26 protein-coding genes are annotated in these 26,740 nt (G+C 42.7%); 3 read left to right on the forward strand and 23 right to left on the reverse strand.

Translation table 11 applies throughout. The annotated features are described in order from the left end of the window. Positions 1 to 37: 37 nt before the first annotated feature. The 14 genes from ACVR1G_RS01205 to ACVR1G_RS01270 form a co-directional block, all read right to left on the reverse strand. Positions 38 to 1,927, reverse strand: coding sequence for a beta-glucoside-specific PTS transporter subunit IIABC (locus ACVR1G_RS01205; RefSeq protein WP_447451397.1), 1,890 nt, complete (start codon positions 1,925 to 1,927; stop codon positions 38 to 40). A 309-nt stretch (positions 1,928 to 2,236) separates the two neighbouring features. Next, positions 2,237 to 3,085: a BglG family transcription antiterminator LicT gene (licT, locus tag ACVR1G_RS01210; RefSeq protein WP_447451398.1), complete on the reverse strand. Its 849-nt coding sequence runs from the start codon at positions 3,083 to 3,085 to the stop codon at positions 2,237 to 2,239. Between the two features lie 235 nt (positions 3,086 to 3,320). Continuing rightward, on the reverse strand, positions 3,321 to 4,394 hold the full coding sequence (locus ACVR1G_RS01215) for an ABC transporter substrate-binding protein (RefSeq protein ID WP_447451399.1): 1,074 nt from the start codon (positions 4,392 to 4,394) through the stop codon (positions 3,321 to 3,323). Then, on the reverse strand, positions 4,387 to 5,166 hold the full coding sequence (locus ACVR1G_RS01220; protein WP_447451400.1) for an ABC transporter permease: 780 nt from the start codon (positions 5,164 to 5,166) through the stop codon (positions 4,387 to 4,389). Before ACVR1G_RS01220 ends, ACVR1G_RS01215 begins: the two co-directional genes overlap by 8 nt. Further along, a complete protein-coding gene (locus ACVR1G_RS01225) occupies positions 5,163 to 5,960 on the reverse strand; it encodes an ABC transporter permease (RefSeq protein ID WP_447451401.1) in 798 nt (265 codons plus the stop codon). Before ACVR1G_RS01225 ends, ACVR1G_RS01220 begins: the two co-directional genes overlap by 4 nt. Beyond that, complete coding sequence (locus ACVR1G_RS01230) at positions 5,944 to 7,098, reverse strand: ABC transporter ATP-binding protein (RefSeq protein WP_447451402.1); 1,155 nt, start codon at positions 7,096 to 7,098, stop codon at positions 5,944 to 5,946. Before ACVR1G_RS01230 ends, ACVR1G_RS01225 begins: the two co-directional genes overlap by 17 nt. Positions 7,099 to 7,237: 139 nt before the next feature. Then, positions 7,238 to 8,140 carry a UDP-N-acetylmuramate dehydrogenase gene (murB, locus tag ACVR1G_RS01235; RefSeq protein WP_447451403.1) on the reverse strand — a complete coding sequence of 301 codons (903 nt, stop codon included), beginning with the start codon at positions 8,138 to 8,140 and terminating at the stop codon, positions 7,238 to 7,240. Positions 8,141 to 8,411: 271 nt separating this feature from the next. Next, on the reverse strand, positions 8,412 to 8,894 hold the full coding sequence (gene folK / locus ACVR1G_RS01240; RefSeq protein ID WP_447451404.1) for a 2-amino-4-hydroxy-6-hydroxymethyldihydropteridine diphosphokinase: 483 nt from the start codon (positions 8,892 to 8,894) through the stop codon (positions 8,412 to 8,414). Next, on the reverse strand, positions 8,891 to 9,250 hold the full coding sequence (gene folB / locus ACVR1G_RS01245; RefSeq protein ID WP_447451405.1) for a dihydroneopterin aldolase: 360 nt from the start codon (positions 9,248 to 9,250) through the stop codon (positions 8,891 to 8,893). The genes folK and folB overlap by 4 nt, the downstream gene beginning before the upstream one ends. A 7-nt stretch (positions 9,251 to 9,257) precedes the next feature. Continuing rightward, complete coding sequence (folP, locus tag ACVR1G_RS01250; protein WP_447451406.1) at positions 9,258 to 10,058, reverse strand: dihydropteroate synthase; 801 nt, start codon at positions 10,056 to 10,058, stop codon at positions 9,258 to 9,260. A 4-nt stretch (positions 10,059 to 10,062) separates the two neighbouring features. Then, positions 10,063 to 10,623, reverse strand: a complete 561-nt coding sequence (folE, locus tag ACVR1G_RS01255; RefSeq protein WP_447451407.1) for a GTP cyclohydrolase I FolE — start codon at positions 10,621 to 10,623, stop codon at positions 10,063 to 10,065. A gap of 41 nt (positions 10,624 to 10,664) precedes the next feature. Then, the gene (locus ACVR1G_RS01260) at positions 10,665 to 11,924 is read right to left on the reverse strand and encodes a bifunctional folylpolyglutamate synthase/dihydrofolate synthase (protein ID WP_447451408.1); all 1,260 of its coding nucleotides are present in this window, start codon (positions 11,922 to 11,924) and stop codon (positions 10,665 to 10,667) included. Between the two features lie 266 nt (positions 11,925 to 12,190). Next, entirely contained in the window at positions 12,191 to 13,054 is an 864-nt protein-coding gene (thrB, locus tag ACVR1G_RS01265) for a homoserine kinase (protein WP_447451409.1), read from the reverse strand. Between the two features lie 6 nt (positions 13,055 to 13,060). Continuing rightward, entirely contained in the window at positions 13,061 to 14,347 is a 1,287-nt protein-coding gene (locus tag ACVR1G_RS01270) for a homoserine dehydrogenase (protein WP_447451410.1), read from the reverse strand. Positions 14,348 to 14,473: 126 nt separating this feature from the next. Between ACVR1G_RS01270 and ACVR1G_RS01275 the strand changes: the two genes are divergently transcribed. Then, positions 14,474 to 15,733 carry a hydroxymethylglutaryl-CoA reductase, degradative gene (locus ACVR1G_RS01275; protein ID WP_447451411.1) on the forward strand — a complete coding sequence of 420 codons (1,260 nt, stop codon included), beginning with the start codon at positions 14,474 to 14,476 and terminating at the stop codon, positions 15,731 to 15,733. Between the two features lie 41 nt (positions 15,734 to 15,774). Here the strand turns inward: ACVR1G_RS01275 and ACVR1G_RS01280 are convergent, their stop codons facing one another. Continuing rightward, entirely contained in the window at positions 15,775 to 17,610 is a 1,836-nt protein-coding gene (locus ACVR1G_RS01280; protein ID WP_447451412.1) for an acyltransferase family protein, read from the reverse strand. A gap of 292 nt (positions 17,611 to 17,902) precedes the next feature. On the opposite strand from ACVR1G_RS01280, the gene ACVR1G_RS01285 reads away from it, so the two are divergent. Together ACVR1G_RS01285 and trhA are read left to right on the forward strand one after the other, a co-directional pair. Next, positions 17,903 to 18,343 carry a DUF1836 domain-containing protein gene (locus tag ACVR1G_RS01285; RefSeq protein ID WP_447451413.1) on the forward strand — a complete coding sequence of 147 codons (441 nt, stop codon included), beginning with the start codon at positions 17,903 to 17,905 and terminating at the stop codon, positions 18,341 to 18,343. Beyond that, the gene (gene trhA, locus ACVR1G_RS01290) at positions 18,340 to 18,996 is read left to right on the forward strand and encodes a PAQR family membrane homeostasis protein TrhA (RefSeq protein WP_447451414.1); all 657 of its coding nucleotides are present in this window, start codon (positions 18,340 to 18,342) and stop codon (positions 18,994 to 18,996) included. Before ACVR1G_RS01285 ends, trhA begins: the two co-directional genes overlap by 4 nt. A gap of 313 nt (positions 18,997 to 19,309) precedes the next feature. On the opposite strand, the gene ACVR1G_RS01295 is transcribed toward trhA, so the two are convergent. The 8 genes from ACVR1G_RS01295 to ACVR1G_RS01330 all read right to left on the reverse strand — a co-directional run bounded on the left by ACVR1G_RS01295 (position 19,310) and on the right by ACVR1G_RS01330 (position 26,660). Then, positions 19,310 to 19,531: a DUF4649 family protein gene (locus tag ACVR1G_RS01295; RefSeq protein WP_447451415.1), complete on the reverse strand. Its 222-nt coding sequence runs from the start codon at positions 19,529 to 19,531 to the stop codon at positions 19,310 to 19,312. Between the two features lie 68 nt (positions 19,532 to 19,599). Then, a complete protein-coding gene (gene fni / locus ACVR1G_RS01300; protein ID WP_447451455.1) occupies positions 19,600 to 20,592 on the reverse strand; it encodes a type 2 isopentenyl-diphosphate Delta-isomerase in 993 nt (330 codons plus the stop codon). Positions 20,593 to 20,845: 253 nt separating this feature from the next. Next, entirely contained in the window at positions 20,846 to 21,841 is a 996-nt protein-coding gene (locus tag ACVR1G_RS01305) for a phosphomevalonate kinase (protein ID WP_447451416.1), read from the reverse strand. Continuing rightward, entirely contained in the window at positions 21,834 to 22,778 is a 945-nt protein-coding gene (gene mvaD / locus ACVR1G_RS01310; protein ID WP_447451417.1) for a diphosphomevalonate decarboxylase, read from the reverse strand. The genes ACVR1G_RS01305 and mvaD overlap by 8 nt, the downstream gene beginning before the upstream one ends. Continuing rightward, a complete protein-coding gene (gene mvk, locus ACVR1G_RS01315) occupies positions 22,760 to 23,638 on the reverse strand; it encodes a mevalonate kinase (RefSeq protein ID WP_447451418.1) in 879 nt (292 codons plus the stop codon). The genes mvaD and mvk overlap by 19 nt, the downstream gene beginning before the upstream one ends. Positions 23,639 to 24,089: 451 nt before the next feature. Beyond that, positions 24,090 to 24,689, reverse strand: coding sequence for a ribosome biogenesis GTP-binding protein YihA/YsxC (gene yihA / locus ACVR1G_RS01320; protein WP_447451419.1), 600 nt, complete (start codon positions 24,687 to 24,689; stop codon positions 24,090 to 24,092). 15 nt (positions 24,690 to 24,704) lie between these two features. Beyond that, complete coding sequence (gene clpX, locus ACVR1G_RS01325; RefSeq protein ID WP_447451420.1) at positions 24,705 to 25,937, reverse strand: ATP-dependent Clp protease ATP-binding subunit ClpX; 1,233 nt, start codon at positions 25,935 to 25,937, stop codon at positions 24,705 to 24,707. A 210-nt stretch (positions 25,938 to 26,147) separates the two neighbouring features. Continuing rightward, the gene (locus ACVR1G_RS01330) at positions 26,148 to 26,660 is read right to left on the reverse strand and encodes a dihydrofolate reductase (protein WP_447451421.1); all 513 of its coding nucleotides are present in this window, start codon (positions 26,658 to 26,660) and stop codon (positions 26,148 to 26,150) included. Between the last annotated feature and the right edge of the window lie 80 nt (positions 26,661 to 26,740).

The raw sequence follows: 26,740 nt of genomic DNA on the forward strand, positions 1-26,740 counted from the left end.
ATGATGTCAGAGGAACTCCCTAACATCATATCTGTACTTATTTGACCGCTGTCAAGAGGTAGTCTCCTGCATTGACGCGGCTTTCCTGTGTAAGCAAAACATCGTCGAATTCTGCTGAGTTTGTGACAATGACAGGTGAAATAACTGGCAGACCAGCATCACGGACAACTGCCAAATCGAATTCAAGAAGTTTTTGACCAGCTTCAACTTTTTGGCCAACTTCAACTAGGCTCTTGAATCCTTTACCAGCTAGAGAAACGGTGTCCATACCAATATGGATGAGAATCTCCGCACCGTTTTCAGTCTTCATGCCGACAGCATGACCCGTTGGGAAAACGAGGGTGATTTCACCATTAGCAGGGGCAACAACAGTCCCATCAGTAGGATCAATCGCGACCCCTTTGCCCATAGCTCCTGAGGCAAAGACCTGATCAGGAACATCTTCTAACTTGACCACGTTACCAATCATTGGTGAGGCAACAATTTCTTGTTTAAGTTCCTTTAGTGGTTGGGCTTCTACCTCTGTTTCTTCTTTAGTTTCAGCTGCTGCGGAAGGTCCACCGTAGAGGTAAGGAATTTTAACAAATTGTGTCAATACGAAACCAAGGATGAAACTCATTGCAATGGCAATCAGATAGTAGGTCAAGTTCATTGGATTTTTACCTGAAATGAACGATGGAATAGTAAAGAGTCCAAGACCACCCATAACAAACATTTTGACATTCATCAAACCAAGGAAGGCACCCTGAATAGCACCGGCGATACAAGTCATGATAAATGGCGTGCGCATAGGCAATGTAATACCGTAAATTGCTGGCTCAGTAACTCCAAAGAAGGCTGAGATCATCGCTGGAACAGCTAATTCACGTACTTTTTCTTCCTTGGTTCGTATCATAATGTTGATGAGCGAACCTGCTTGTGAGAAGCAGATAGCTGTCGTTGCTACAAGGATAAAGCCTGATGGGTTAGACTGCAATTCAAGGATAGCCAAAGGAACAAGACCCCAGTGAAGTCCAAACATAACCATAACTTGCCATAAAGCACCAAGGATAAGACCGTAGAGAATTGGGCTAATACTATAGATATTAGTAAAGATTAGACCAACTAAGTCACTAGCATAATTCATAACAGGACCGATTGCCAAATAAGCTAACGGTACTGTTATTAAAAGAACAAAGAAGGGAACAAGGAAAACCTTGACAACATCTGGAATAACCTTCTTCAAGAAATGTTCAATTTTAGATCCAACCCATACTGTCAGGATGATAGGCAAAACTGTTTGCAGATAACTTGATGTTGGGAAAATGACAGGAATCCCTAAAAAGGTGACTCCACCTTTTGCAAAGCTTGCCGCAATATCCGGGTAAACTAAAGAAAAACCGAGAGCAATAGCTGTAAATTGATCCATCTTAAAGCGCTTAGCTGCAGTTAGAGCCAAGATCAAGGGCAAGAATTGGAAAAATCCGTCACCAGCTGCATTCAAGACGATATAGAGACCATCAGTTTCCTTAACTCCTACTGCTACTAGGATAGCAACCAAACCTTTGAGCATACCAGCTGCAGATAGAGCGCCGAGCATAGGTTGGAACAAGCCAGAGACCAAGGCAATAAAGCGATCGAACAAGTTTCCTTTAGGGACATCACCCTCGTCGACATCGATGCCGCCGTCACCGGAGATACCAGCTACTTTAAGAACCGTATCATAAACATCAGGTACGTGGTTGCCGATAACAACTTGGAATTGGCCGCCTGCTTTAACGACCGTAACAACACCGTCACGCTGCTTGAGATAGTCCTCATCTGCCTTGCTTTCGTCTTTGAGGGTAAAACGCAGACGCGTAACACAGTGGACAAGCTTCACAATATTGTCTTTACCACCGACGTGGTCCACAATATCCTGAGCTAATTCAGTATAATCTTTAGCCATACTTTGGCTCCTTTCATAAGATGCTAAGCCGTGAATGACTCGTTTATCTAAACCACCTCTAAACCACCCCAGCTAGCTAGCATATATTTTCAGAAGTGTCGCTAGTTTGGCAAACAAAAAACCTAAACAAATACTAAACAGCTATCTGCACTCCCAGTGCAAACTATTTCGCATTTATTTAGGTTTTGCCTGCCTACCAGTAACAATCCTCTTCAATGATTATTATATTAGCAAATTTTTCTTACAATTGCAAGGGTTTTCATAAAAAATTTTAAAATATTTACCGAGGCTTTTCAGGGTTCAGGCGAACTAGCTCTCATTTTGACGCTGGATATGAATGGTTAAGTACACTTGCTCATCTTTACTCATTTCAAACTGGTAATGGCTCTGGATGTAATCCTTAATTTTTTGGGTGCAGGCAAAGGCTTCTTTATAGTTAATTTGGACTTGCTCAAAAAGAAAGTCGTCATTATTTCCCTGCACGGTTCCACTGGCAACCCTTTGCGCAAAATATTGTAAATGGGTCACAAAACGATTGTAGCTAACAGAATCTTCTGCTGCCAGCCGTCCAAAATGCAAGCGAACAATCTCTAAACAATTGACAACAATTTGTGTAATCTGATGATTGGTTTCAACTAAGCTGCCATCCTTTTGAGCATTAATAAAATGCAGAGCGATAGAAGCCGCTTCACTCTCTTCCATACGGAGGTGCATCCTCTCATCAATCAGCTCCAGTGCTTTTTGACCGATTTTATACTCATTGGGATAAAATTTTCGAATTTCCCAGGCCAAAGGATTTTGCAGACTGATTCCCTCTTTGGTCCGCTGTATAGCATACTGGAGGTGATCTGCCAAAGCGATATAGAGGGAGATTTCAAAAATCTGCTTCAGGCTTTCTTGTCCATACTCGATAATGGAGAGGACAAGCTGAAGTTCCTCGCTACTTAAATCCAGATAAACACGGGCCAGCTCACTCATCATATCAGAGGCTGGGACATCATCACTCTGCTGCAGAACAAACCGTTTTTCGATTTTTTCTGGATCAATGCTGTCGCCCGATTTTTTCTGGAAGCCCAGTCCTTTGCCCATCAAAATAGCTTCCTGTCCATTTTCATTGACCTGAACAACATTATTATTATAGACGCGCTCTATTTTCATACTACTCTCTTTTTCTGCCTTTCTACTTTATTTTAACAAAAAAAGTTTAAAATTAGTACCTTAATTGAATACAGCCTAAATTTAGAATAACAGAGGAATAATAAGTACTTTTAAGGAACTCCACTTGGGAAAAATTGGCTCCCCTCATTGTTGCAGCTTTATCTCCTTAAAATCGTAACCCTAAAGATTACGTATAAAAGGATGAGGGAAAAGCGATTTTTCCTCATCCTTTTACTTAATGACGGTACATTTTAAATTGAAGATAAAGATCATTGTAGATCCCTAACCATTTTTGACCGAGATTGTCGTAGACTTCCAGTCGGCTGATAACTTTATCTGAAGGATAAAAAGCTTTATCGGCTGTAAGCTCCTTTGGCAGGAGCGCTTCTGCTTTTTCATTAGGTGTTGCGTAACCAATATATTCCGCATTCTGGGCAGCGTTTTGTGGTTCAAGCATGAAATTGATAAAACGATAGGCCGCTTTTTTATTTTGCACCGTTTTAGGAATGACAATATTATCAAACCATAAATTGGAACCTTCACTAGGCAAGACATAGTGGAGGTGGGGATTGCTGTCAGTCATTTCGCGGGCTTCACCAGAAAAAGTGACGCCGATGGCAGCATCTCCATTTTTCAGGTATCCCTTCATTTCATCCCCAACAATGGCTTTAATATTGGGAGTAAGACCGTTGAGCTTATTGGCTGCCTGCTGAAGATGCTGTCTATCTTTACTGTTCAGGCTGTACCCCAGCGCATTGAGGCCTAATCCCATGACTTCACGGGCACCGTCGACAAGCATGATACTATCGTGATAATCTGTCTGCCATAAATCTGACCAGTGCTGAGGTGGGGTGGCCACCATAGTATCATTATAGACAATACCAACGGTTCCCCAAAAATAAGGAACAGAGTAGTCATTATGCGGATCAAAACTCTTTCCCAAAAATTCTCTGCCGATGTGGTCGAACCCCTTTATTCTAGATTTATCCAACTTAACGAGCAATTCTTCTTGTTTCATTTTGTCAATCATATAATCGCTAGGGATAGCAATGTCATAACGGGTTCCCCCCTGCTCTATTTTGGTATACATAGCTTCATTGGAATCAAAGGTTTCGTACTGAATATCGATACCTGTCTCTTTTTCAAATCGACTAAGAAGCTCAGGGTCAATATAGTCACCCCAGTTATAAACAACGAGGCTATCAGCCTTAGAAGTAGAGGAATTCTGCTTTTCTGCCGCTGCCATAGCTAGGGCTAACAACAATACTATTATCACCAGACCGCCAAAAAATGAATACAACCTACGCATCCTGTCCCCCTTCTTCTTTGCTGATAAAATAGTAACCGATAACTAAAAGGATACTAAAGAGAAATATGATAGTAGACAGGGCATTGATTTCTAAGGAAATTCCGCGGCGGGCGCGTGAGTATATCTCAACAGCTAGAGTCGAAAAGCCATTACCTGTGACGAAAAATGTAACAGCAAAGTCATCCAAGGAATAAGTGAATGCCATAAAATAACCTGCGATAATGCTGGGGGTCAGATAAGGCAACATAACTTCTTTTAACATCTGGAGTCGGTTGGCTCCTAAATCATAAGCAGCATTAATCATATCCTGATTCATCGCCTTGAGTCTGGGCAGGACCATCAGCACAACAATGGGAATAGAGAAAGCAATATGACTAAGCAGAACCGACCACATTCCTAAATGAAACCCAATAAGCGTAAATAGAATCAAAAAACTTGCTCCTGTCATAACATCAGGTGACACCATGAGAACATTGTTGAGGGCAAGAATGGTATTTTGACTCCTCTGCTTAGATTGATGGATAAAAATCGCCCCAAATGTACCAATAACCGTAGCTAAGAGTGCACTGAGAAAGGCCAGAAAAAAAGTCTGAGTAAGAATCAGCATCAAATGACTGTCAGAAAAAACTTGCCTGTAATGTTCCCAAGTGAAAGCTGTAAAATGGTTCATGTCCCCGCCACGATTAAAAGAATACACAATCAAATAAAAAATTGGCAGGTAGAGCAGGATAAAAACGATTCCTAAATAGAGTATTGACAGCTTTCTCCTCATTCCTGCCTCCTTTCTTTGGTCAACTTCATAATCACCAACATGGTTAAAATTAGGATGACGCCGATGGTAGCTCCCATGCCCCAATTCTGGGTGATAAGAAAATGCTCTTCAATCGCTGTTCCCAGTGTAATGACACGATTGCCTCCAATCAATCTCGTTAGCATAAAAAGGCTGAGACTGGGGATAAAGACCGATTGTACACCAGCTCTAACACCGTTGAGTGATAACGGCAGGGTTATTTGAGCAAAGGTCTGCCAATCGTTAGCACCCAAATCCTTACTAGCATAAATAAGATTGCGATCAATATCATCCAAGGCGTTGAAAATAGGAAGAATCATAAAGGGCAGTTCGATATAGGAAGCCACAAAAATAAAGGAAAAATCAGTAAAAAGCCACTGTTTTGGCCCAATACCAAAAAAGGCTAAAAAGGTATTGAGACCGCCCTCGTGTCCAAAAATTCCCATGAAGGCGTATGCCTTGAGTAAAAGATTAATCCAAGTTGGCAGGATCACCAGCATTAGCCAGAGCTGTTTGCGTTTAAGCTGAGTTAGAAAAAGAGCCGTTGGATAACTGAGCAGCAAAGTTACTAGTGTAATCAAACCAGCATAGAAGACCGAATTAAAACCCATTTGTAGATAAGTCCAAGAACTAAAAAAGGTCTGATAATTACTCAAGGTAAGCTGCCCTTGAGAGTTAAAAAAGGACTGATAAACAATTAAGGTCACAGGCATTAAAACAAAAAGCAAAAGCCAGAGCAGATAGGGAAGGGCAAAGAGATTAGCCTTCTTCTTCATGTCGCCCCTCCTCAATAGCATTTAGCAAGCCTTCCTCGTGTTCCTCAATTTCCACATATTCCTCAATTCGTGCGTCAAACTCTGCCTCAGTTTCATTAAGACGCATGATATGAATATCTTCAGGAGTGAAGTTTAAGCCAATCACTTCTCCTTCAATGGCTTTACGGGTGGAATGAATCAGCCACTCGTTTCCTAAGTCATCGTGTGCAATGATTTCGTAGTGAACTCCGCGGAAAAGCTGGGTATCTACCGTGACTCGCAGCTTGCCCTCTTCCGGCAGGGTGAGCTGTAAGTCTTCCGGTCGGATTACTACTTCAACGGGCTCATTAGGCCGCATCCCACCATCAACAGCCTCAAAACGCTTGCCGTTGAACTCAACTAAGTAATCCTCGATCATTGTACCGTTGAGGATATTTGATTCCCCAATAAAGGTCGCAACAAAGTGATTGATCGGTTCATCATAAATATCAACTGGGCTGCCAGACTGAACAATTTCCCCGTTGTTCATAACAAAGATCCAATCAGACATGGCCAAGGCTTCCTCCTGGTCATGAGTAACAAAGACGAAGGTAATTCCTAAGCGCTGCTGGAGCTCGCGCAGCTCATACTGCATTTCAGTGCGCAGTTTCAAGTCTAGAGCTGATAAAGGTTCATCTAGGAGGACAACTTTGGGTTGATTGATGATAGCGCGTGCAATGGCAACGCGTTGGCGCTGGCCACCTGAAAGCTTTTGGATGGAGCGTTTTTCATATTCCTCTAATCGCACCAATCTCAAAGTTTCTCTGACCCGCTTCTCCACTTCTTTCTTATCAGTTTTTTTAAGCTTTAGCGGAAAGGCCACGTTTTCAAATACGGACATGTGCGGAAAAAGAGCATAGTTCTGAAAAACTGTATGAACATCCCGTTTATTTATCGGAACGTCATTAATACGCTTACCATCCAGATAAACATCGCCTGTGCTAGCATCCAACAGACCGGCGATAATGTTAAGAATGGTAGATTTTCCAGAACCAGAGGCTCCAAGGAGAGTATAAAATTTTCCTTCTTCTAATTCGAAGTTAATATTTTTAAGAACTTGTGCTCCACTGTCCTCAAACGTTTTTGTCACATTGTTAAAGGCAATAATCGGATTGGTCAAAAGGCATCTATCCTCCTAATCATCTTTGCACTCTTGGAAAATCTCATGCTACGCCGCTGACTTAGGACTTGGCATAAAAAATCCAGCATTAGTGGATTTTCTTAAGTCCTTATCCAGTCTGATGAGTTTTCTTTGAGCATTAAGACCTATAATCTCCAATAATACGAACTTCAGGCTCTAAGCGGATACCTGAGTGCCGCTCTACTTTATTGATAACATCAGCAATCAGATTTTCGTAATCCTCTGCTGTCCCCTGATTGACATTGACCATGAAACCAGCATGCTTCTTACTAACCTCAACTCCGCCAATTCGATGTCCCATTAGGCCAGCTTCCATAATCAGCTGGCCAGCAAAATGATCAACAGGACGCTTGAAAACAGAGCCGCAGGATGGGTATTCTAAAGGTTGCTTGAGTTGACGCAGATGATTGAGCCGCTGCATTTCATTTTTTATCTGATTGTAATCACCCGGCTTGAGGGCGAATTTAGCAGAAATAACGACTTCACCAGTTTCTTGAATGGCTGAGCGACGATAACCAAAAGCCATATCTCGTGCTTCAATCACCCGGACCTCACCGGTCTTGGTTAAAACCTGGATTGAAACCAAAATATGCGAGATTTCTCCGCCATAAGCACCAGCATTCATGAAGACTGCCCCACCAATGCTGCCCGGAATACCAGCTGCAAATTCAAATCCAGTCAGACTATGAAACTGGGCCACTTTCGTTGTTTCAATCAAATTGGCCCCTGCTTCGGCTTCGATAGTATATCCATTGACAGTTACAGTGCTAAGTTTATCAAACATGATAACAAATCCACGAATACCACCTTCGCGGACAATGAGATTGCTAGCATTTCCCAAAACCATCCAAGGAATGCCATTTCCATTAGCAAATTTTACGATATGAGCTAATTCATACCGATTGCGGGGGAAAGCCAAATAGTCTGCTGGTCCGCCGACTTTGGTATAGGTGTAATGTCTCAAAGGTTCATTGGTACGGATATCAATTCCTTCGAGTGCTGTTTTCATTTTTTCTAACATTATGAGTCCTAAATCCTGTACTATTACTCAAACAAAATCACTCTGAAAGCGACAGCTCCCGGCCGATTAAACGCAGACGAAAAGCGACAAAGAAAGTTGGAGCCACTTGTTCCCTTGTGAATGCAGACATTCTGAAGTGAGGGTGAGATAAACAGCCCATAGCTTTCCTTTATCTGCAAAACAAGATATCGTTTTGATTTTCAATGAGTACAAAAAATCGGCACAAGGCCGATAATATTATACCAAAAACTAAAGATTTTTGCGATAGGCTTCAAGAGTTTAATCTGATACCAGAACAATCTAACTCTGCCAGGTAACTGGCGTAGGAAAGGCCAGTCGAAGGTTCAGTCAGCTCTGCTTCGATTTCTAAAAGCGGCACTAGCACAAAGGCTCGCTGGGTCATATAGGGATGAGGTAGCTGGAGCTCAAGATTGTCCATAGTTACTTGACCGTAGAGCAGGATGTCGATGTCCAGTGTCCGCGGCCCCCAATGCTGGTGGCGTACACGCCCCAAATCTCTCTCAATACTCTGACAGAAATGGAGCAAGGCTAAAGGAGGTAGCTGGGTCTCCAGTTTGCAAGCAAGATTGAGAAAATCAGCTTGATTTGTCACCCCCCAAGCCTGACTTTCGTAAATAGACGATAGACTTTTCAATTGCGTTTGAGGCAAGGCCGATAAGCGTGCCAACGCCTGTTTCAAATAAGTCTGGCGATCTCCCATATTGGAACCTAAACTGAGATAGACCTCGGTCATCGGCGGCGCTCCAATTCGATACCCACCCGATTATAGTGTCCCTTAATGGGTGGATTCTCCTTAGTAATTTTAATTTTTATTGTCTGAATGGGCAAAAACTGTTCAAAAATATCTTGGCAGATAGCCCCTGCTAGGCCTTCCAACAGTTGATAAGTCTGGTTTTCAACCTCATGTCTGATGGTTTCAAAAATCAGTCCATAGTGAACAGTATCGGCTAGCTCATCTGTCTGGGAAGCTGAACCTAGGTCAAGGCCTAATTCAACGTCAACAATAAAAACTTGACCGAGGGCGTTCTCTTCAGGCATAGCTCCATGATAAGCATAAAAGCGACACCCCTCTAGAATTATTTTATCCATTACTACCTCACACTAGCTGACTGATGACCTTAACAATATCGCGATTAGCCCCGACATTGTGGACACGTACAATTTGACAGCCCTTCTCAATGGCATAGGCTGATAGGGCGGCGGTCCCCATGTCGCGTTCTACCGCTTGGGTATTACCGCCAAGTAAATAATCGACCACGCGCTTGCGGGAAATCCCAAAGAGAACGGGATAGCCCAACCCAGTGATACGATCTAGTCCCTTGAGCAGGTCTAAATTCTGCTGGGCATTTTTAGCGAATCCAAAGCCTGGATCAATCCAGATATTTTCCTTGGGCACTCCAGCTTCGAGGGCAGCTTGAGCACGTTGGGTCAGAAAATCAGCTACGTCCTGTGTAATATCCTTATAAATTTCATCTTTTTGATTATGCATGAGAATGATGGGAACCTGATTTGAGGCTGCCAGCGCAAGCATTTCCCCATCGTACAAACCAGCCCAGACATCGTTTAAAATATCGGCACCGGCTATTAGAGCTGCCTTAGCTGTCCCTGTCTTATAAGTATCAACGCTAACAAGAATATCATAATTAGCCTTAATAGCCTTAATAATAGGAACAATGCGAGCGATTTCTTCTTCTTGGCTGACAAAATTAGCACCGGGCCGTGTCGATTCTCCCCCTACATCAATAATGGCCGCATCTGCTGCAATCATTTCTTCAACCTGCTTAAGGGCTGCGTCAACTGTCAGGTAAGAGCCACCGTCAGAAAAAGAATCGGGGGTGACATTGAGCACTCCCATGATACAGGCCTTTCCTGCTATATCAAACTGTCCAATTTTCATCTTATCATCCTCTGATTAAGTTAAGAATTTCTTGCCGCTCATTAAAATCATCTTTAAATAAACCGCGAGCAACAGTCGTAACAGTTTTACTACCCGGTTTTTTGATTCCTCGCATGGTCATGCACATATGCTCTGCTTCTACCATGACAAAGACGCCACGAGGGGACAGAGCCTCCTCCAAGGCGGTCGCTACTTGCTCAGTCAGCCGCTCTTGCAGCTGAGGACGCTTACTGGCTACCTCCACAGCTCGAGCTAACTTGCTAAGACCGGTGACCTTTCCTTGACTTGGAAGATAAGCGACATGAGCAACACCATAAAAAGGTACCAAGTGGTGCTCGCACATGGAATAAAAAGGAATATCCTTGACTAAGACAGCCTCGTCATGCTCTTCAGAAAAGACAGCGGTAAATTGTTCCTTGGGATCTTGATGCAAGTCTGAAAACATTTCAGCGTACATGTTTGCAACACGCTTAGGAGTTTCTAGCAATCCTTCGCGCTCAGGGTTCTCTCCCAAGGCTTCCAGCAGTTGGTAGATGGCCTCTTCTGCTTTTCTATGATCTATCATAATTTCCTCTTACTAATCATTAATATGCCTTTTATTATACCCTAATTAAACTGACTTTTCAAAAGCCACTGGCGTACCTGTGCAATAAAATAAAGAGAGCCTGTAACCACATAGAAGTCCCCTGATTCCCTTTGATAGATCGTATGAAACCATGCAGAAAAATCCTCAATCTGGGGGTACCGTTTAGGATATTTACTCAAAGGAAGGCTGTTAGGATAAGGAAAGGTTGTGACAGTTACCTGACCAATATCTGCCAATTGCTTTAGCATAGCAGCACTTGGTTTACTATCAATAGCGGCAAACAGGAAGTGCAATTTTCTATCGGCGTAGTCGCTTTGCAGCAACTCTACCAGAGCTGCTATGCTTTCACTATTGTGGGCACCATCAATCATAAGATTATCAGCCATAAGCTCCGTTCGCCCCAGCCATTTAGCGTTAGCCAGTCCCTGTCGAATAGCTCGTTCATTAATCCTAGGATAGCTAGACTTGACTTGCAGGGCCGTCTGAACGGCCAAGGCAGCATTTATCAATTGATGCTGCCCCGGCATAGCAAGGGTCAGGGCAGTTAATGTCCCCCCTGCTGCTCGAAAGGTTAGACCATCCTCCGCTCTTTCAAGGGTAAAATCCTTACCGAATTCAAAGACTGGCGAACTGACTGTTTTAGCACGTTCTAAGAAAACTTGTCGAGCTTCTTGTTGAGTTAAAGCTATAATAAGCAGCTCCCCACCCTTTAGGACTGCAGCCTTATTGGCTGCGATTTCCGCATGAGTCTGCCCCAAGACAGCCTGATGATCAAGGCCAATAGATGGGCATACAACAGCCAGAGCCTTAAAGAGATTGGTTGAGTCGTCACGCCCTCCCATACCAGCCTCTATCACAGCGATATCAACAGGGTGCAAGCGACCAAAATAGATGAACATTATTAGGGTAATAACTTCAAATTCAGTAGCTGAGTCGAGTTCTGTTTCCAAATCCAGTCGTTCAACAACAGGTTTGACGACATCGACACAGCTAATGAGATCCTCTTGGGACATCATCTGACCATTGAGTGAAATACGTTCGCGAAAATCCATAATATATGGTGAGGTAAAGCTCCCCACTTCATAGCCTGCTTCGGAAAAGATATGCTGGAGATAATTGACAACAGAGCCCTTGCCGTTGGTACCAACCACATGAATAGCACGCAGCTCCTTTTGCGGATTATTTAATTCATTGAGCATCCAGGCCATGCGTTTCAAGCCAGGTTTAATACCAAATTTTAATCTATCATGAATCCAATCTAGGGCTTCTTGGTAATTCATAAGTTCCTCTTATTTTTTATTGATTTTATCAGCTCAGAAATTAGCTTATTACGAAAAAACCAAGAGCTGTTCGCTCAAGGTTTTGATTCCTAGAGAGCAATATCTGACCATCTACAAAGGGGACAATAACCGTCTGGAATGACCACTACAGTCCAATACAAAAGGTGTTATACACGAATTCACACCTGAGCAAAAATTCCATCAGAGAGCAAAGAAAGTCTGTAGGAGATAGGAGCAGACACCTAAGCAGCAATCCTTTTTGAATTTTAGCTGAGATGAACCCCTCTTGGATCCACACTCAAAACAGCTAGCTCTCCATCTAGGTCAAGTGCAGTAATTTGCTGAACAATTGCTTGACTGCTCTCTCTAGGAGCGATAGTCATGATGGTTGGGCCGGCACCGGATAGATAGGTGGCATAAGCTCCGTTTTCTTGGGAAACAGCCTTGATAGGAGAAAATTCCTTGACCAATTGTTGGCGGTAGCGTTCATGGAATTTATCGCTTTGTATGGCATGTCCAGCTGTCTCTAACTGCCCCTTCAGCAAGGCCGCAACAGCTACGTTAGCAATTGACGAAGCCGCAACTGCTTCCTTATAAGCGAGAGTTTCTGGCAAAACATCTCGACTGTCGCTTGTTTTTAATTCATAGTTGGGAATAAAGGCAATAAAATCACAATCTGGAAAATCAGCCACAATATGATCCGTACGCCCGTCAACATAGCTAGCGACAACTAAATTACCGAAGATAGCAGGGGCTACATTGTCAGGGTGGCCCTCAATCTCTACGGCTATCTTAAGCTTGTCCTGAGCGGAAAGTTGTAAATCAGCTATTTGATTTGCCAACTCAATACCCGCCACAATAACAGAACTTGATGACCCCAAGCCGCGTGCTAAAGGAATATCAGAAACCATCCTGATGCGCTGAGGCGCAAGGCTTGGCTCAACTTTCAGGGCTGTTTTTACCAGCAGGTTCTCTTCATCCGTTGGAACATTATCGCCCAAATCATGGCTGATTTCCCAACGTTTCGCTGCTCCTAGGACTTCAATCGTCAGATACTTCGAGAGGGCAACGCCGACCGAATCAAAACCTGGGCCGATATTAGCTGATGTAGCTGGAACCGTAATTTTCATATCCGTTTAGTCTCCTAGTACCTTGAAGCTATTAACCAAGGTAAAATCATTCTCAGCCTGCAGTTTAGCCTTAACATTTTCTAACTGGGTTAGGCTAAGAGCATGGGTGATAATCACGATATGAGCCTTCTCACCATCCCCTCGTTGCTGTAAGACTTGAGAGAAGGAAATATCTTCGCCATTAAAGATTTGCGCCAGACGCAGAATCTGTCCCTTTTTATCCGGAACAGTCAACGAGAAATAATAACCACTCTTGACATCATCAGAATGAGCCAACTGAGTCGGACGGTTGAATTCATTAAAGGATTTCCCGACATTGCCATCCGTTACACGGCGGCCGATACGGATGATATCAGCAACAACTGAAGTTGCTGTAGGCTTTTGTCCTGCGCCCGGTCCGTAGTACATGGACTCGCCAATACCGATTGATTCAACAAAGACGGCGTTCATGACACCATTGACACTGGCCAGCGGATGTTCCTTGGGCAAGAAGGTTGGAGATACTTCCGCTGAAATCCCCGATGCCGTCTCGCGAACATCACCAACCAACTTGATAACATAACCCAGCTCTTGTGCGACTGCAACATCGTCAGGTGTAATGGTGGAAAGTCCTTGGTGGCTTACCTGATCAAAATCAATCGTCATCCCAAATCCAAATTGACTGAGAATAACCGCTTTATAGGCTGCATCAATCCCTTCAACATCGTTGGTAGGGTCACTTTCGGCATAGCCCAGTTCTTGGGCTGTCTTGAGAGCCTGCTCATAGGTCCAGCCTTCATCGACCATTTTAGTCATCATGAAGTTGGACGTACCATTAAGTACTCCAAGAATGCGCGTCACCTTATCAGAGGTCAAAGAATTGGCCAGAGTACGTAAGATTGGAATACCGCCCGCTACTGCTGCTTCGTAGTAGAAAGCTAGACCCTTGTCTTGTGCCAGTGCAATCAAGTCTTTGCCATGGGTTGCAATCAGGTCTTTGTTAGCTGAAACGACATGTTTACCAGATTCTAAGGCCTTGGTAATAAAGGTCTTGGCAGGCTCAATACGTCCCATCAATTCCACAACAATCTGAATATCAGAATCGTTGGCAATATCATCTATACTCGTCACGAAATTATACTGGTGACCTGCTGCCAGCAAACGATTTTTTTCTTCGTCATCCTTGACCAATACTTTAGCAATTTCAAATTCTGCGCGAGCCGCTGCTGAGATTTTATCGCCATTTTCTTGAAGTAAAAAAGGAATCCCGCTGGCAACCGTTCCAAAACCAAGCAAACCAATTTTTATTGTCATTTTGTTCTCCTCATTTATAAGAAATCTATTCCAGCTCATTATACCAGAAACCTCTTGGAAGTTACAGAAAATATTCATTTATGCTATAATTCTACTTGCAAAATACGAATATTTGAAAGGGATAATATGGTTTCTTGGAGAGGTTTTTCAAAAAAAAATCCTGCTGAGCGTTGGGAATATCTGAAAGAAAGCCAACTGCTATCTCATTGCGCATTGGATAGCTTGACTCAGGGAGAGCTACTGCCACTAGCTAGAGCCGATCAGATAGCAGAGAATGTCATCGGACGTTTAGCGCTGCCTATGAGCTTGGCTCCTGATTTTCTGATTGATGGCAAGACTTACCATCTCCCTATGGTGACCGAGGAACCTTCTGTTGTTGCTGCAGCCAGTTACGCAGCTAGGTTGATTAGGCGCTCGGGAGGTTTTACCACCAAGGTCCACCAAAGACGGATGATTGGCCAAATCACCTTGACTGATGTTCCAGAACAAGAGGTCGCTGGTCAAACTATCTTAGCCCACACAAAAACCTTGATTTCTCAGGCCAATGCAGCCCATCCTTCAATTCTTAAGCGCGGCGGCGGTGCCCGTGAACTTTGGATAGAGCACAAGGATAGTTTTCTTATTGTGTATATAAGTGTCGACACCAAAGAAGCAATGGGAGCCAATATCGTCAATACCATGATGGAAGCCCTATCTCCTACCCTAGAGAAGCTTTCTGAGGGCCGCTGTTTAATGGCAATTTTGTCCAACTATGCGACTGAAAGTTTGGTCACAGCTGAGTGTCGGCTTGATTGGCGCTTCCTCAGCCGCAAAAAAGCAGAGGCCAGAGAACTCGCGTATAAGATAGACTTGGCTTCTCGCTTAGCCCAAGTCGACTCCTATCGAGCAGCAACGCATAATAAGGGAATTTTCAACGGCATTGATGCCCTAGTCTTAGCCACTGGTAATGACTGGCGAGCCATCGAGGCCGGCTGTCATGCCTATGCTAGTGCTTCGGGCAGCTACCGTGGTCTCTCTCAATGGACAGTTGATCTGGATGCTAAGCAAATTATTGGACGGATGACCTTACCTATGCCAATCGCAACTAAGGGGGGCTCTATCGGTCTAAACCCTAGTGTTCAGACTGCTTTTGAATTATTGGGAAATCCTGATGCTAAAACCTTGGCAGGCTTGATCGTCTCACTCGGACTGGCGCAAAACTTCGCAGCCCTTAAGGCTCTTGTCAGTACCGGTATTCAAGCGGGACACATGAAGCTTCAGGCAAAATCCTTGGCCCTACAGGCAGGAGCGACAGACAAACAGATTACTCAAGTTGTTGATCAGCTATTGCAAGCTGAGCACATGAATCTGGAAACTGCCCAAGCCATAGTAAAAGAACTGGATTGACAAGATCCAGTTCTTTTTTGCAACATCCTTCAAGGTAAGAGCTACTCCTTAGACAGAGTATCAGCGATTATTTTAGTGTAGGCAATAGCTCCTTGGTCATTAGGATGGGTCATATCTTCAGTTAGAAGTTGACCTTCTTTATCATGGGACAGGCCATACCAATCAATGATATGCAGATTGTCGTATTTTTGATCAGCTTCATTAAGGACTTGGTTGACATCGTTGGTCCAATAATACTGTGACTTTTCAAGATTGATATTGATCCAATAAACCTGACGATCCCCTGCTGCTGCCATGACCTGATCAATCTGGCTGGCTTGAAGTGTCGCACCATTTTCATCACGATTTATACCAATACCGATGACTAGGGTATCGAGATCCGGATGGTTAGCCACCGCCTCCTGTACAGTTTCTAAGGCATGCTCAGGTTTACGGCCAGTTGCCCCGTCAAAGAAAGCATTGGGGAAGACTTCTAGTAGATCATCGTAAGTCATGGCAATCATAGAATCACCCAAAATACCGACTTTCTTCTGATTAACAGTATCGTACTCCTCTTGGCTTATACCATACTTATTGAGGATAGCAGGGTCAGCCGGCGTTCCAGCTGGTTGCGGATTTTGCTGCTGGTGAGTCATTTTCGCTTCGTTTTGTTTTAGCTGATCGGTTATCTTGTTCTGGGCAGCTGTTTTGTCGGGTGCGGTAAAAACAAGGGTAAGTGCAGCAATTACAGCTAGCCCTGTCATCAGCGTTAAAGGCCACTTGAACGGGAAGGGATGACCTTTTCGAGCATAAAATTCACGAATTTGCCGCCAAGTAATCCGCCGCAAAGGGACTTCTACCAATCGATAGGTTATCTCTGTTAAAACAACTACGAGAGCTAAAGCAATCAGAACCGATAAGGGGGATTTGGGATTAGGCAGCTTTAACTCTGCGAAAGTTAGAATAGGAATCTGCCAGAGGTACATGCCGTAAGAACGAGTCCCTAAATAAGCCGTTATAGGGTTGGACAGCCATCTATTAACACGCAATTGGGGATGGACTATGGTAGCGATGAGGATACATGACAAGAAGCTAAAGAGCCACATTCCCCCTCTGTAGGTGAACCACTCTTGGTCAGGCAAAAAGAAAAAACAAATGCCCAGGACAAGCATGCTGGTCAGAGCAATACCGTTGAACACCCGCCGATCCAGTTGAGATAGACGGATATTTGCCGCCTTATCACTAGGATAGACAAAAGCCAGTGCAGCTCCCATTAAAATACTGAAAAGCCTAGTATCTGTTCCGTAGTATATCCTTGTCGGATCGACATGCATGCGATAGAGAAAAGACATTTCCAAGAAGGATAAAAGTAGGATAACATCCAATACGTTAAAAATCAGGGTACGCCTATTTTTAAAGACCTTCATCAGCAGGATAATAATCAATGGCCAGAACAGATAAAACTGCCCTTCGATTGATAGGCTGTAGTAATGCTGAAAAGGCGCCTCTGCTATCAGCTTGGCAAAATAGGATCCTCCTTTAGCAATCTGCCACCAATTATTGACCGAAAAAATACTGGAGACAAAGACCATGCGTATACCATTCAGGAGATTCCTTTGGAAAAAATACATATAAACGGTACTTAGGAGTATTACTGCTACCATATTGGGATAGAGCCGCTTGAAGCGTCTGAGCAGGAAGGATTTAATATCAATTCCACCAGTCGCCTCATACTCTTTCAATAGGAGATCTGTGATTAAATAGCCAGATAGCACAAAGAAGAGGGCAACCCCGAGGTAGCCACCCCTAAATATAGAAGGATAGATATGATAGAGAATAACAGCCAGAAGACCAATTGTTCTTAAGCCGTCGAATCCTGTAATATAGCGTTTTTTCATGTTTAATTCCTTTTTGCGCCAGAGGCGTTTAATGTTCAAAATATACCATAAAATACCAGGCTTAGCAAGGTAGGGCGCGTAATTTAAGCACCTTACAGAGTGAAAAAAGGAAAATGCTCTAAAGTTTAGCCAAGGATAAAACAGTGCTGGTTTGTACTGACCCCAATTGTTAGATTTTCTGTCTAACTTTTGAGGTGCAAGTTAGTTTATCTTAACCGTTTTTCCTTGACTTCCGTTTTTATAAATGTATAATCTAGTTATTAAAACTAGATGAAAGGAGGATAGTAATCTTATGACAACCGCTTATCCCAAATGGGAAGAACTTCCCAATATTGATTTATATTTAGACCAAGTTTTGCTTTATGTCAACCAGCTAGCAGCACCCGCTGCCGTTCCTAATGATAAAGGCTTGACCTCTTCGATGATTAATAATTATGTTAAGCATGGTCTGGTTGAAAAACCGGTCAAAAAGAAATACAGTCGTAAACAACTTGCCCGCTTGATCGCTATCACTACTTTCAAACCGGTATTTTCCATCCAGGAATTAGGCCAAGTTTTAGAAGCTTTGACGGCTGATAACCAGTCACAAAGGTATTATGATGCCTTTGTGTCCTGCATGAATGGCGAACAGGATCGAGATATCCCCGAGATTATCGTATCAGCCTGCCAAACATTAAAACTTTATCATCATACGCACAAACTCGCCCTCAACCTTCAAGGAGGTCAAAAATGAATGCAGCACAAACTCTAAAACTTAGCAAGCGCCTTTCTTTTGGTGAAGAGGTTGCAAATAGTGTTACTCATGCTGTCGGTTCGGTAGCGATGCTTGTCTTGCTTCCCATTACAGCGTCTTACAGCCACCAAGTCTACGGGATCAAAGCAGCTGTCGGTATGTCTATTTTTGTTATCAGTTTATTTTTAATGTTCCTCTCCTCTACAATTTATCACGCCATGCAGTATGACTCTCCTCAAAAGTATGTTCTGCGCATTATTGATCACAGCATGATCTATATCGCTATTGCTGGTTCTTACACACCAGTAGCTCTATCCTTGGTTGGTGGCTGGCTTGGTTATCTCATCATCGTTCTACAGTGGGGGACAACTATCTACGGGATTCTTTACAAAATTTTTGCCAAACGAATCAATGAAAAATTTAGCCTGCTTCTTTATCTTTTGATGGGATGGCTGATTATCTTTATTATTCCTGCCGTTATTGCCAAGACAGAGCCAACCTTTTGGGTATTGATGCTGGCAGGAGGGTTATCATACACTGTCGGAGCCTTTTTCTACTCCAGAAAACAGCCTTACGACCATATGATTTGGCACCTCTTTATTCTCTTAGCATCAACTTTACAATATATTGCCATTGCGTACTGCATGCTATAAAGTGCTTTCGCGTTCGCGAATAAATGGGAGTTTAAAGCCTTGTTAGAGTCATCAGCTTAGCTGGTGGTTTTCTTTATTTTTCTCAAAGAGAAAAGCTAAAAACTAGGGCATGAAACCATAAAAAAATAAGAGTCTGAAACAAAAGTTCAGACTCTTTAGCATTATCTAGATTTACCAGATTGACGCAGTGGTTGATTGGCGGTCCTTATCATGGGGCGCTTCCTTATCTTTAGGCGACCCCTTAAACAGTCCAGTAGCTAAAAAGCAACAACAGTTGCTCTCGAGCACTGGCATTTGCATTTCACTACTTTATTTACGCTTCAAAAGGAGCCCAATCAAAATTTACAAATGTCTTAAATAGCTCCCCAAAAGTTCCATGAAAGCCAAGGTCTTTTCCATGATAGGTCAGGCTGGTTACAGGGTAATACTCCGGAACAGTTGAACAGCCCATAAGAGCTCTGATAAAGTCATTAGGGTTCTCAAATTTTTGATGGCGTTCAATTTGATAAGCATCTGTATAAGTCATTTCAATCATAATATTCCCTCTCTTTCTTCTTTAGTTTATGCTCTTAGTTAAGAAAGGTCAATTATTTTGACCGAAAATTAGCGATTGGCCTCACTTAGTTTTCCATAAAGTAGGTAGTCAACCAGCCTTAGTTCGCTTAAATTTTGACAGTTGAGAGCACACATAATCAGACGAAGATCCTCTTTCCAACCGTTGACTATCTCAATAACTTTCCCAGCAGGATAGCGCTCAACCAACTCCAATATCGTACGCGAAAGTCCTACTGCTTTTGCACCGAGAACAAATGCTTTGACCATATCAAGTGGATTTCTAACTCCACCGCTGGCTAAAATTTCAGCCTGATTTGTTAGAGTCTGCAGATTAAGCAGGGTTTGAACGGTTGACTGCCCCCAGTTATTAAGGTAAGAACGATTCCCCCCGCGCTCATTTTCGATATAGGCAAAACTCGTTCCTCCACGTCCAGAAATATCAAATGTTTGGATACCTGACTCCAACCCATATTCTACTGTTTTTATATCCATACCAAAACCGACTTCTTTTAGGATAAGAGGCACAGAAATTTGGCTGGCATAATCAGTTAAATGTGACCGCCAAGTTTTAAAGGTTCGCTCCCCTTCAGGCATAAGAAGTTCCTGCATGAGGTTGAGATGAACCTGTAACAGTAAGGGCCGCATTGCTGCTACAGTCTGCAAGCCCAACTCAACTGGTTTATCCAATCCAATATTTGTTCCCAAAAGCACTTCAGGTGCAATCTTTCTAACATCATAAGAGTCATCGTTAGAATTCTTCAGGGCTGCGCTATAAGAGCCCGTAACAAACAGCAAATCACAGCTTTCGGCAACTTGGGCTAATTTTTGATTAATGCTCCTAGCCTTACTTGACCCTCCAGTCATGGCATTGATATAAAAGGGAAACTCCCAATCACGTCCAGCGAAGTGTGTACTGAGATCAATGTCCGACAAGTCATATTGAGGGAGAGATGAATGAATCAGCTCCATATCATCAAAGCTATTATAAGGTGCTTTGTAGGTAAGGGCATACTTAATGTGGTCATCTTTACGGTTGCTCATGTATTTCCTCAATTCAAAAAATAGTCTGCCTTCTGTATCTATCTCACCAGCCAAACAATCCGATAAATCGGTTGCATTTAGTAAATTCACTGTGCGAACTGGCACAAACGCTCTATCTATAATTTTAAAGCGTTGGATCAGCTGGAATTGTGCCAGCTACAGCAATTTTCTACCAGACAAATTATCGGCGGTTCTATTGGCAACAAACTATAAAAAGTAGATCGCCAAGGATTCAAGGAGCTAGCTCACCAACTCACCATTTCTCTCTATGTAGTATTTCAATATCTTTTTCTCGCCACTGTTTTTCCAGAATGCAACTATGAACCTCGTCAAAAGACAGAGCGATACCACAGTCGCCACCACCTGCACCCGAGGATTTAGCAACAGCATCTAAATTTTCTGCGGCCGCCTCTAAATTCAATAGTTCCTGAGTATAAATGGCTGGGTGGAGATCTTTCAACAATTGGCTAACCCTTTGTAACTGCTCCTTAATGGCTCCCTTGTCCCCAACTTTTAGACCCTCTGCTACAGACATAACAGCTGCCTGCGTCTGCTCTAAAAAACGAGGGGTAATGGCTGACTTCACTTGATTAATCATGTTCGCAGAAATGGCAGGCTTCTTGGTCCATCCTACCAAAAAATCACAATTGAGAGCAGTTTTAATTGGTTCAATACGATAGCCCCAGTCTCTCTTTAAAACATCCCCTAAATCAGCAGTCTCAATCCAGCTGCGTATTTGGGAGCGGTCAAAAGAGGTAAAAAGAATTAAATTCTCGTAGGCAATGCAGGCCAAGTCACCCATAGAACCATTATCTCCTCGCTTGAGCAAGGTATAGGCTGCCAATTTAAAAAGGAGTTCCTCCGACCAATCTTGATGGTATAAAGCTGCCATTGCCTTCAAAACCAGCAGCGTTACACTACCACTAGAGCCTATCCCAATTTTTTTACCCTCCTTCTCCATTTTGCCACTGACAGTAAGAGCAAAGGGGTGAGGCTTCAGCCCTTGACTGACTAGAAAGGAATTAGCAACAGTTATCGTTTCCTGGATCAAGGCATAGCTACTGTCTGGCGTCATATCGGCAATGTAGCCGAACATATCTGAGCTCAGCTGGTAGCGAGATGCTGACTCAATCTCTGCACTCATATAAATTGGGATATGCTTGATAAGAGCCACTTGTCCTGGCGTCAAAATAGCATATTCACCTGCGATATAGAGCTTACCGCCAGTCTGTACGCTATATTTAGTCATGAGCAGGATCCTTTGTTTTTGATACTATCGTACGATAGTGTTCCTGAAAAATCGGGACGAGTTGATCTAGGTCCTCCTGACGGCAGAGAACTTTAACATTTGGCCCTGCATCCATAGTAAAATAGCAACTATACCCCTGCTGGCGTAATGATTTAACAAACTCCATAGCTTTGTAAGATTCCTGAGTTAAGTATGAAAATGGAGGCTGAGCTGCACTCGTTGTTGCATGCATCAGCAAGGCATTGGATTCTGCTAACTGGCCGACCTTATGAAAATCATTTCTAGCTAGGTAGGTCAACATATCCTGATAATCAATTTCAGACTGCCGGACCCATTGTTCAAAATTGCTAGACGTTTCTGTACAGCGTTTCATTCCTTCACGACTGGAAATAGTTTTGGGCTGATCATTTAAAACTAGCATAATCATAGCCAATTCTAAGTCGGTTTTCACCTGATAAATCTCACCTGTATCCTTATCCCAAGCCGAAAGTGGTCCAAAGAATGAACGAGCAGATGATCCTGAGGCGAACTTGGCATATTGAGCCAGCTGGGTTTGATTAAGACCAAAATCAAACAGTTGGTTGCAAGCCTTAACCAAGGCTGATAAACCGCTGGAACTGGAGGAAAGTCCTGCTGCAGTCGGCATATTATTAACAGTATCAATACAGACACGATCTTTTCGATCCTTGCGGAAAAAATCAACGATTTTCGTCATCTTGTCATGCTCAGCTTGACTCTGCAAAACTCCATCAATGTAAAATTGGTCTGCTTCAGCAGTTTCTGGTAAGAAAGACAGACTAGTCTCTGTATACATATTTTCCAAAGTTAGCGAAATGCTGCTAGTAGCTGGAATCATCTTTCGTGTGTCAGCCTTCCCCCAGTATTTGACAATAGCAATATTGGCATAGGATTTTACATTTACAGACTTTCTATCCACGTATTGGCCGCTCCTTCTTTTTTTAGCATGTGAGACATATCCTGTGCTTCTTTTTCATATCGGCAAAGTGCAATAATACAGCCACCTAAGCCTCCCCCACTCATTTTTGCACCAATTGCCCCTTTAGCTTGGGCGACTTGGACTAAGTGATTGGCTTCTGGACTCGAAACCCCTAAGAGATCCAATTCTTGATGGGCTTGACTCATTGCCTGCCCAATCACAGACAAATCCTTGGCCAATATTCCCACTTCAATAAGATTTGCCAAGTCACCCAGACGGTGTAAATAGGGTAGGGCTTTTTCTTCCAAATTACGTACCTTTTGAACCGCCTCGCGTGTATGCCCATGGATACCTGTATCAGCAATCACTAGGTAAGCCCCCAAATCAATAGGCATCTCTGAAAATCCTAAATTTCGGATAAATTTGATAGCAGTGTCGCTCAAGCATGTCTTTGCATCCAAGCCACTAGGATTTTCATGAGCAATAATTTCTGCCTGATTAGCTAGCATTTCCAGAACTGGACCTGATAAGGATCTGTCGAAATAATCAAACACTGCTCGAATAGCTGCGATAGCTACTGCCGCTGATGACCCCATCCCTCGTTTTTCAGGAACATTAGATTCAATCACAATTGATAGCTTTTCATCTGCCTTCTCTAGGTATTCCAAAGCAGCAAAAACCGCAGTTGACAAAGGATCAGCAATATCAATCTCCATGGGCTTCTGGGCTTCCTGCACACGGCAAACGACTTCAATATTTTTCAAAGGCAGGGCTATGGCTGAATACCCATAAACCACTGAGTGCTCACCAATTAGGATAATTTTGCTGTGGGCACGTCCAAGTCCAATTTTTTGCGTCATTTTCTATTTTCTCTCGTTATATTCCTCATAATATTTTAGCTTAAAAAAGTAAAAAAAGCGACCATAAACACAAAAAAGCTTTTATCGTCATATTAAACTTTCAGAAATTGAGGGCGCAGAAATATTATAGCCGCTATTGTTTTACATAATTAATATTACGTATTATCCTTACTATAAAAAGGAAAAAGCGCAAAAAGTATGAAAAAGGGAGTGGGGAAAGAACCCAAAAATTGAAAATTTTGGTTCTCACCACTCCCTAATTTCTAGGCGGTGACCTGAAACGGTCTCTGTCTCTCCCCAGACCTTTTTAATCGGGAAATAAGATGAACGCTGTTCATCACATTTATTTAGGTTTTCTGCCTTGGCTTTGTGACAAAAAGAAAGCTAGCCAATCACTGGGCCAAAGACTTATACCAAAACAAGAATACTGGACAAGTTTTTGCCCTCCTCTTTACAGACACTCTAAAATAGTATCCCAAGCCTGATCATACCCTTGACGAGTCTGGGAAGAAAAGACAATAAAATAGTCATCATGCTCAAAATTAAAAGCTTTTTTGATAAGAGATTCCTGCTTATTCCATTTACCCCGAGGAATTTTATCAGCTTTAGTTGCCACCATAATAACAGGAATTTCATAGTATTTAAGAAATTCATACATCTGAATATCATCCGCTGTCGGTGCGTGACGCATATCTACTAAACTAACAACTACACGCAAATTATCGCGTGTCACTAGATACTCTTCAATCATTTTGCCCCATTTAGCTCGCTCAGACTTAGATACTTTGGCATAACCGTATCCCGGAACATCTACGAAGCGCAGCTTATCATCAATATTATAAAAATTGAGCAGCTGTGTCTTTCCAGGCTTACTGGAGGTACGCGCCAGATTTTTACGCCCCAACAGTGTATTGATGAAACTGGATTTCCCGACATTAGAACGGCCGGCCAAGGCAACTTCCGGCAGGTCATCCTTAGGATAATGAGATTTATTAGCAGCGCTGAGTAAAATTGAAGCGTTATGGGTATTTAAAAATTGCTCGTCCGTCATCGTCTATCTTCTTTTCTAGGCTGTTTTTAAAATCGGTTTGTCGGTGCCGTCGACAGCAGCTTTTGTGACACGCACACTAGCTACCTCTTCCTGACTCGGAATCTCAAACATGATATCCATCATTGTCTCTTCAATAATAGAGCGCAGTCCACGGGCACCGGTCTTACGATCAATGGCTTTGGCAGCAATGGCTTCCAAAGCTTCCTTGTCAAACTCTAAATCAACACCATCATAAGAAAGTAAGGTTTTATATTGTTTAACCAGAGCATTTTTAGGCTCCGTCAAAATACGAACAAGGTCTTCCACAGTTAGCTGTTCCAAGGCTGCCAAAACAGGTAAGCGACCAATAAATTCAGGGATCAAACCAAATTTTTGAATATCCTCTGAGATAATTTGCTGCATGTAAGAAGCATCGTCATCTAAGTTTATATTATTCTGACCAAAACCAATGACTTTCTCACCGAGACGCTGTTTAACAATATCTTCAATACCATCGAAAGCTCCGCCCACAATGAAGAGAATATTTTTAGTATCAATTTGGATCATCTCTTGATTAGGGTGCTTGCGTCCTCCCTGAGGTGGAACACTTGCAACAGTTCCTTCAATGATTTTGAGGAGAGCCTGTTGAACCCCTTCTCCAGATACATCGCGGGTAATCGAAACATTTTCTCCCTTTTTGGCAATCTTATCAATTTCATCCACGTAAATAATGCCGCGCTCAGCTCGTTCAATATTAAAATCCGCAGCTTGAATCAACTTAAGAAGGATATTCTCAACATCCTCTCCGACATAACCAGCTTCAGTAAGTGCTGTTGCATCGGCAATAGCAAAAGGAACATTGAGGCTTCTTGCTAAAGTTTGAGCTAAAAAGGTCTTCCCAGATCCTGTAGGTCCAATCATGAGAATATTTGATTTTTGCAAATCGACATCATTGTCCTGACTGCTTTCTGAAAAACTAATACGTTTGTAATGATTATAAACAGCTACAGCCAGAGCTCGTTTGGCCCGATCTTGGCCAATAACATAGTCGTCTAAAATTTGCAGGAGCTCTTTTGGTTTTGGTACTTCTGCTAAATCAGCCAGAACTTCTTCAGCCAATTCTTCCTTGATGATTTCCTGCGAAAGCGCTACGCATTCATTGCAAATAAAGACGCCGTTGCCAGCGATGATCTTCCTCACTTCTGTTTGATTTTTGCCACAAAATGAGCAATAAACCATTGTATCATTCGTTGTTGTGTTGTCTGCCATAATAGTCCAATCTTCCTACTTTAAAAAAGTGTGCCATAAAAGGCATGGATGGTATTGATAAGATTTGTCAAAGCGTTCAGGAGAAACAGTGCTCCTAGGCCATAACGATTTTTACGAAATGCCGGAAGCGCACAAAGCACACAAATAATGGCTAGTAGCGCTGTAAATACTCCAAAGATACTTCTTTGCATGAATTATTAATTCCTTATTCTATTTTAATTTTCTTAATACCGAGACAGTAAAATCAAAAGGATTCTTATCATCCTTTTGATAAACTTCCTCCGAAATCAGCTGGTAATTGTCTTGCTGGATATCAGGAAAATAAGTATCCCCTTTAAACTTAGCTTGGACACTGGTTTTTATTAAAACGTCGAAATATCTCTCAAAGGCCTTATAAACCCCAGCTCCACCTGCAATATAGAGGTCTTTTTCCTGCTGTTCAAACCATGAAAGTACTTCTTCTATACTAGATACAGTTTGAACCCCATCAACTTGATACCCCTTATCATGGGTTAAAATCAACAGTTCACGTCCAGGCAAAACCCGTCTTCCCATGCCATCAAAAGTTTTGCGCCCCATGAGAACTGCTGCTTCCATGGTCGTTCGCTTAAAATGCGCTAACTCAGCAGGTAAATGCCAGGGCATCGTCTGATTAGCACCGATGAGATGATTTTGATCCTCAGCCCAGATCGCAATAATTTTCTTTTTTAAATGCTCGCTCATGTTACGTTTATTCTATCAGAATTCGAGGGAAAATGCATTTGAAAAAATTCAAACAAATTTCTGCTATACCCTTTCTTATC

Source organism: Streptococcus dentasini (assembly GCF_053206945.1).

Bases quoted from the DNA above. Each gene is read 5' to 3' on its own strand.
- ACVR1G_RS01205 (WP_447451397.1), bottom strand. From the start codon at position 1,927: ATGGCTAAAGATTATACTGAATTAGCTCAGGATATTGTGGACCACGTC.
- licT (WP_447451398.1), bottom strand. From the start codon at position 3,085: ATGAAAATAGAGCGCGTCTATAATAATAATGTTGTTCAGGTCAATGAA.
- ACVR1G_RS01215 (WP_447451399.1), bottom strand. From the start codon at position 4,394: ATGCGTAGGTTGTATTCATTTTTTGGCGGTCTGGTGATAATAGTATTG.
- ACVR1G_RS01220 (WP_447451400.1), bottom strand. From the start codon at position 5,166: ATGAGGAGAAAGCTGTCAATACTCTATTTAGGAATCGTTTTTATCCTG.
- ACVR1G_RS01225 (WP_447451401.1), bottom strand. From the start codon at position 5,960: ATGAAGAAGAAGGCTAATCTCTTTGCCCTTCCCTATCTGCTCTGGCTT.
- murB (WP_447451403.1), bottom strand. From the start codon at position 8,140: ATGTTAGAAAAAATGAAAACAGCACTCGAAGGAATTGATATCCGTACC.
- folK (WP_447451404.1), bottom strand. From the start codon at position 8,894: ATGACCGAGGTCTATCTCAGTTTAGGTTCCAATATGGGAGATCGCCAG.
- folB (WP_447451405.1), bottom strand. From the start codon at position 9,250: ATGGATAAAATAATTCTAGAGGGGTGTCGCTTTTATGCTTATCATGGA.
- folP (WP_447451406.1), bottom strand. From the start codon at position 10,058: ATGAAAATTGGACAGTTTGATATAGCAGGAAAGGCCTGTATCATGGGA.
- folE (WP_447451407.1), bottom strand. From the start codon at position 10,623: ATGATAGATCATAGAAAAGCAGAAGAGGCCATCTACCAACTGCTGGAA.
- ACVR1G_RS01260 (WP_447451408.1), bottom strand. From the start codon at position 11,924: ATGAATTACCAAGAAGCCCTAGATTGGATTCATGATAGATTAAAATTT.
- thrB (WP_447451409.1), bottom strand. From the start codon at position 13,054: ATGAAAATTACGGTTCCAGCTACATCAGCTAATATCGGCCCAGGTTTT.
- ACVR1G_RS01270 (WP_447451410.1), bottom strand. From the start codon at position 14,347: ATGACAATAAAAATTGGTTTGCTTGGTTTTGGAACGGTTGCCAGCGGG.
- ACVR1G_RS01275 (WP_447451411.1), top strand. From the start codon at position 14,474: ATGGTTTCTTGGAGAGGTTTTTCAAAAAAAAATCCTGCTGAGCGTTGG.
- ACVR1G_RS01280 (WP_447451412.1), bottom strand. From the start codon at position 17,610: ATGAAAAAACGCTATATTACAGGATTCGACGGCTTAAGAACAATTGGT.
- ACVR1G_RS01285 (WP_447451413.1), top strand. From the start codon at position 17,903: ATGACAACCGCTTATCCCAAATGGGAAGAACTTCCCAATATTGATTTA.
- trhA (WP_447451414.1), top strand. From the start codon at position 18,340: ATGAATGCAGCACAAACTCTAAAACTTAGCAAGCGCCTTTCTTTTGGT.
- ACVR1G_RS01295 (WP_447451415.1), bottom strand. From the start codon at position 19,531: ATGATTGAAATGACTTATACAGATGCTTATCAAATTGAACGCCATCAA.
- fni (WP_447451455.1), bottom strand. From the start codon at position 20,592: ATGAGCAACCGTAAAGATGACCACATTAAGTATGCCCTTACCTACAAA.
- ACVR1G_RS01305 (WP_447451416.1), bottom strand. From the start codon at position 21,841: ATGACTAAATATAGCGTACAGACTGGCGGTAAGCTCTATATCGCAGGT.
- mvk (WP_447451418.1), bottom strand. From the start codon at position 23,638: ATGACGCAAAAAATTGGACTTGGACGTGCCCACAGCAAAATTATCCTA.
- yihA (WP_447451419.1), bottom strand. From the start codon at position 24,689: ATGACGGACGAGCAATTTTTAAATACCCATAACGCTTCAATTTTACTC.
- clpX (WP_447451420.1), bottom strand. From the start codon at position 25,937: ATGGCAGACAACACAACAACGAATGATACAATGGTTTATTGCTCATTT.
- ACVR1G_RS01330 (WP_447451421.1), bottom strand. From the start codon at position 26,660: ATGAGCGAGCATTTAAAAAAGAAAATTATTGCGATCTGGGCTGAGGAT.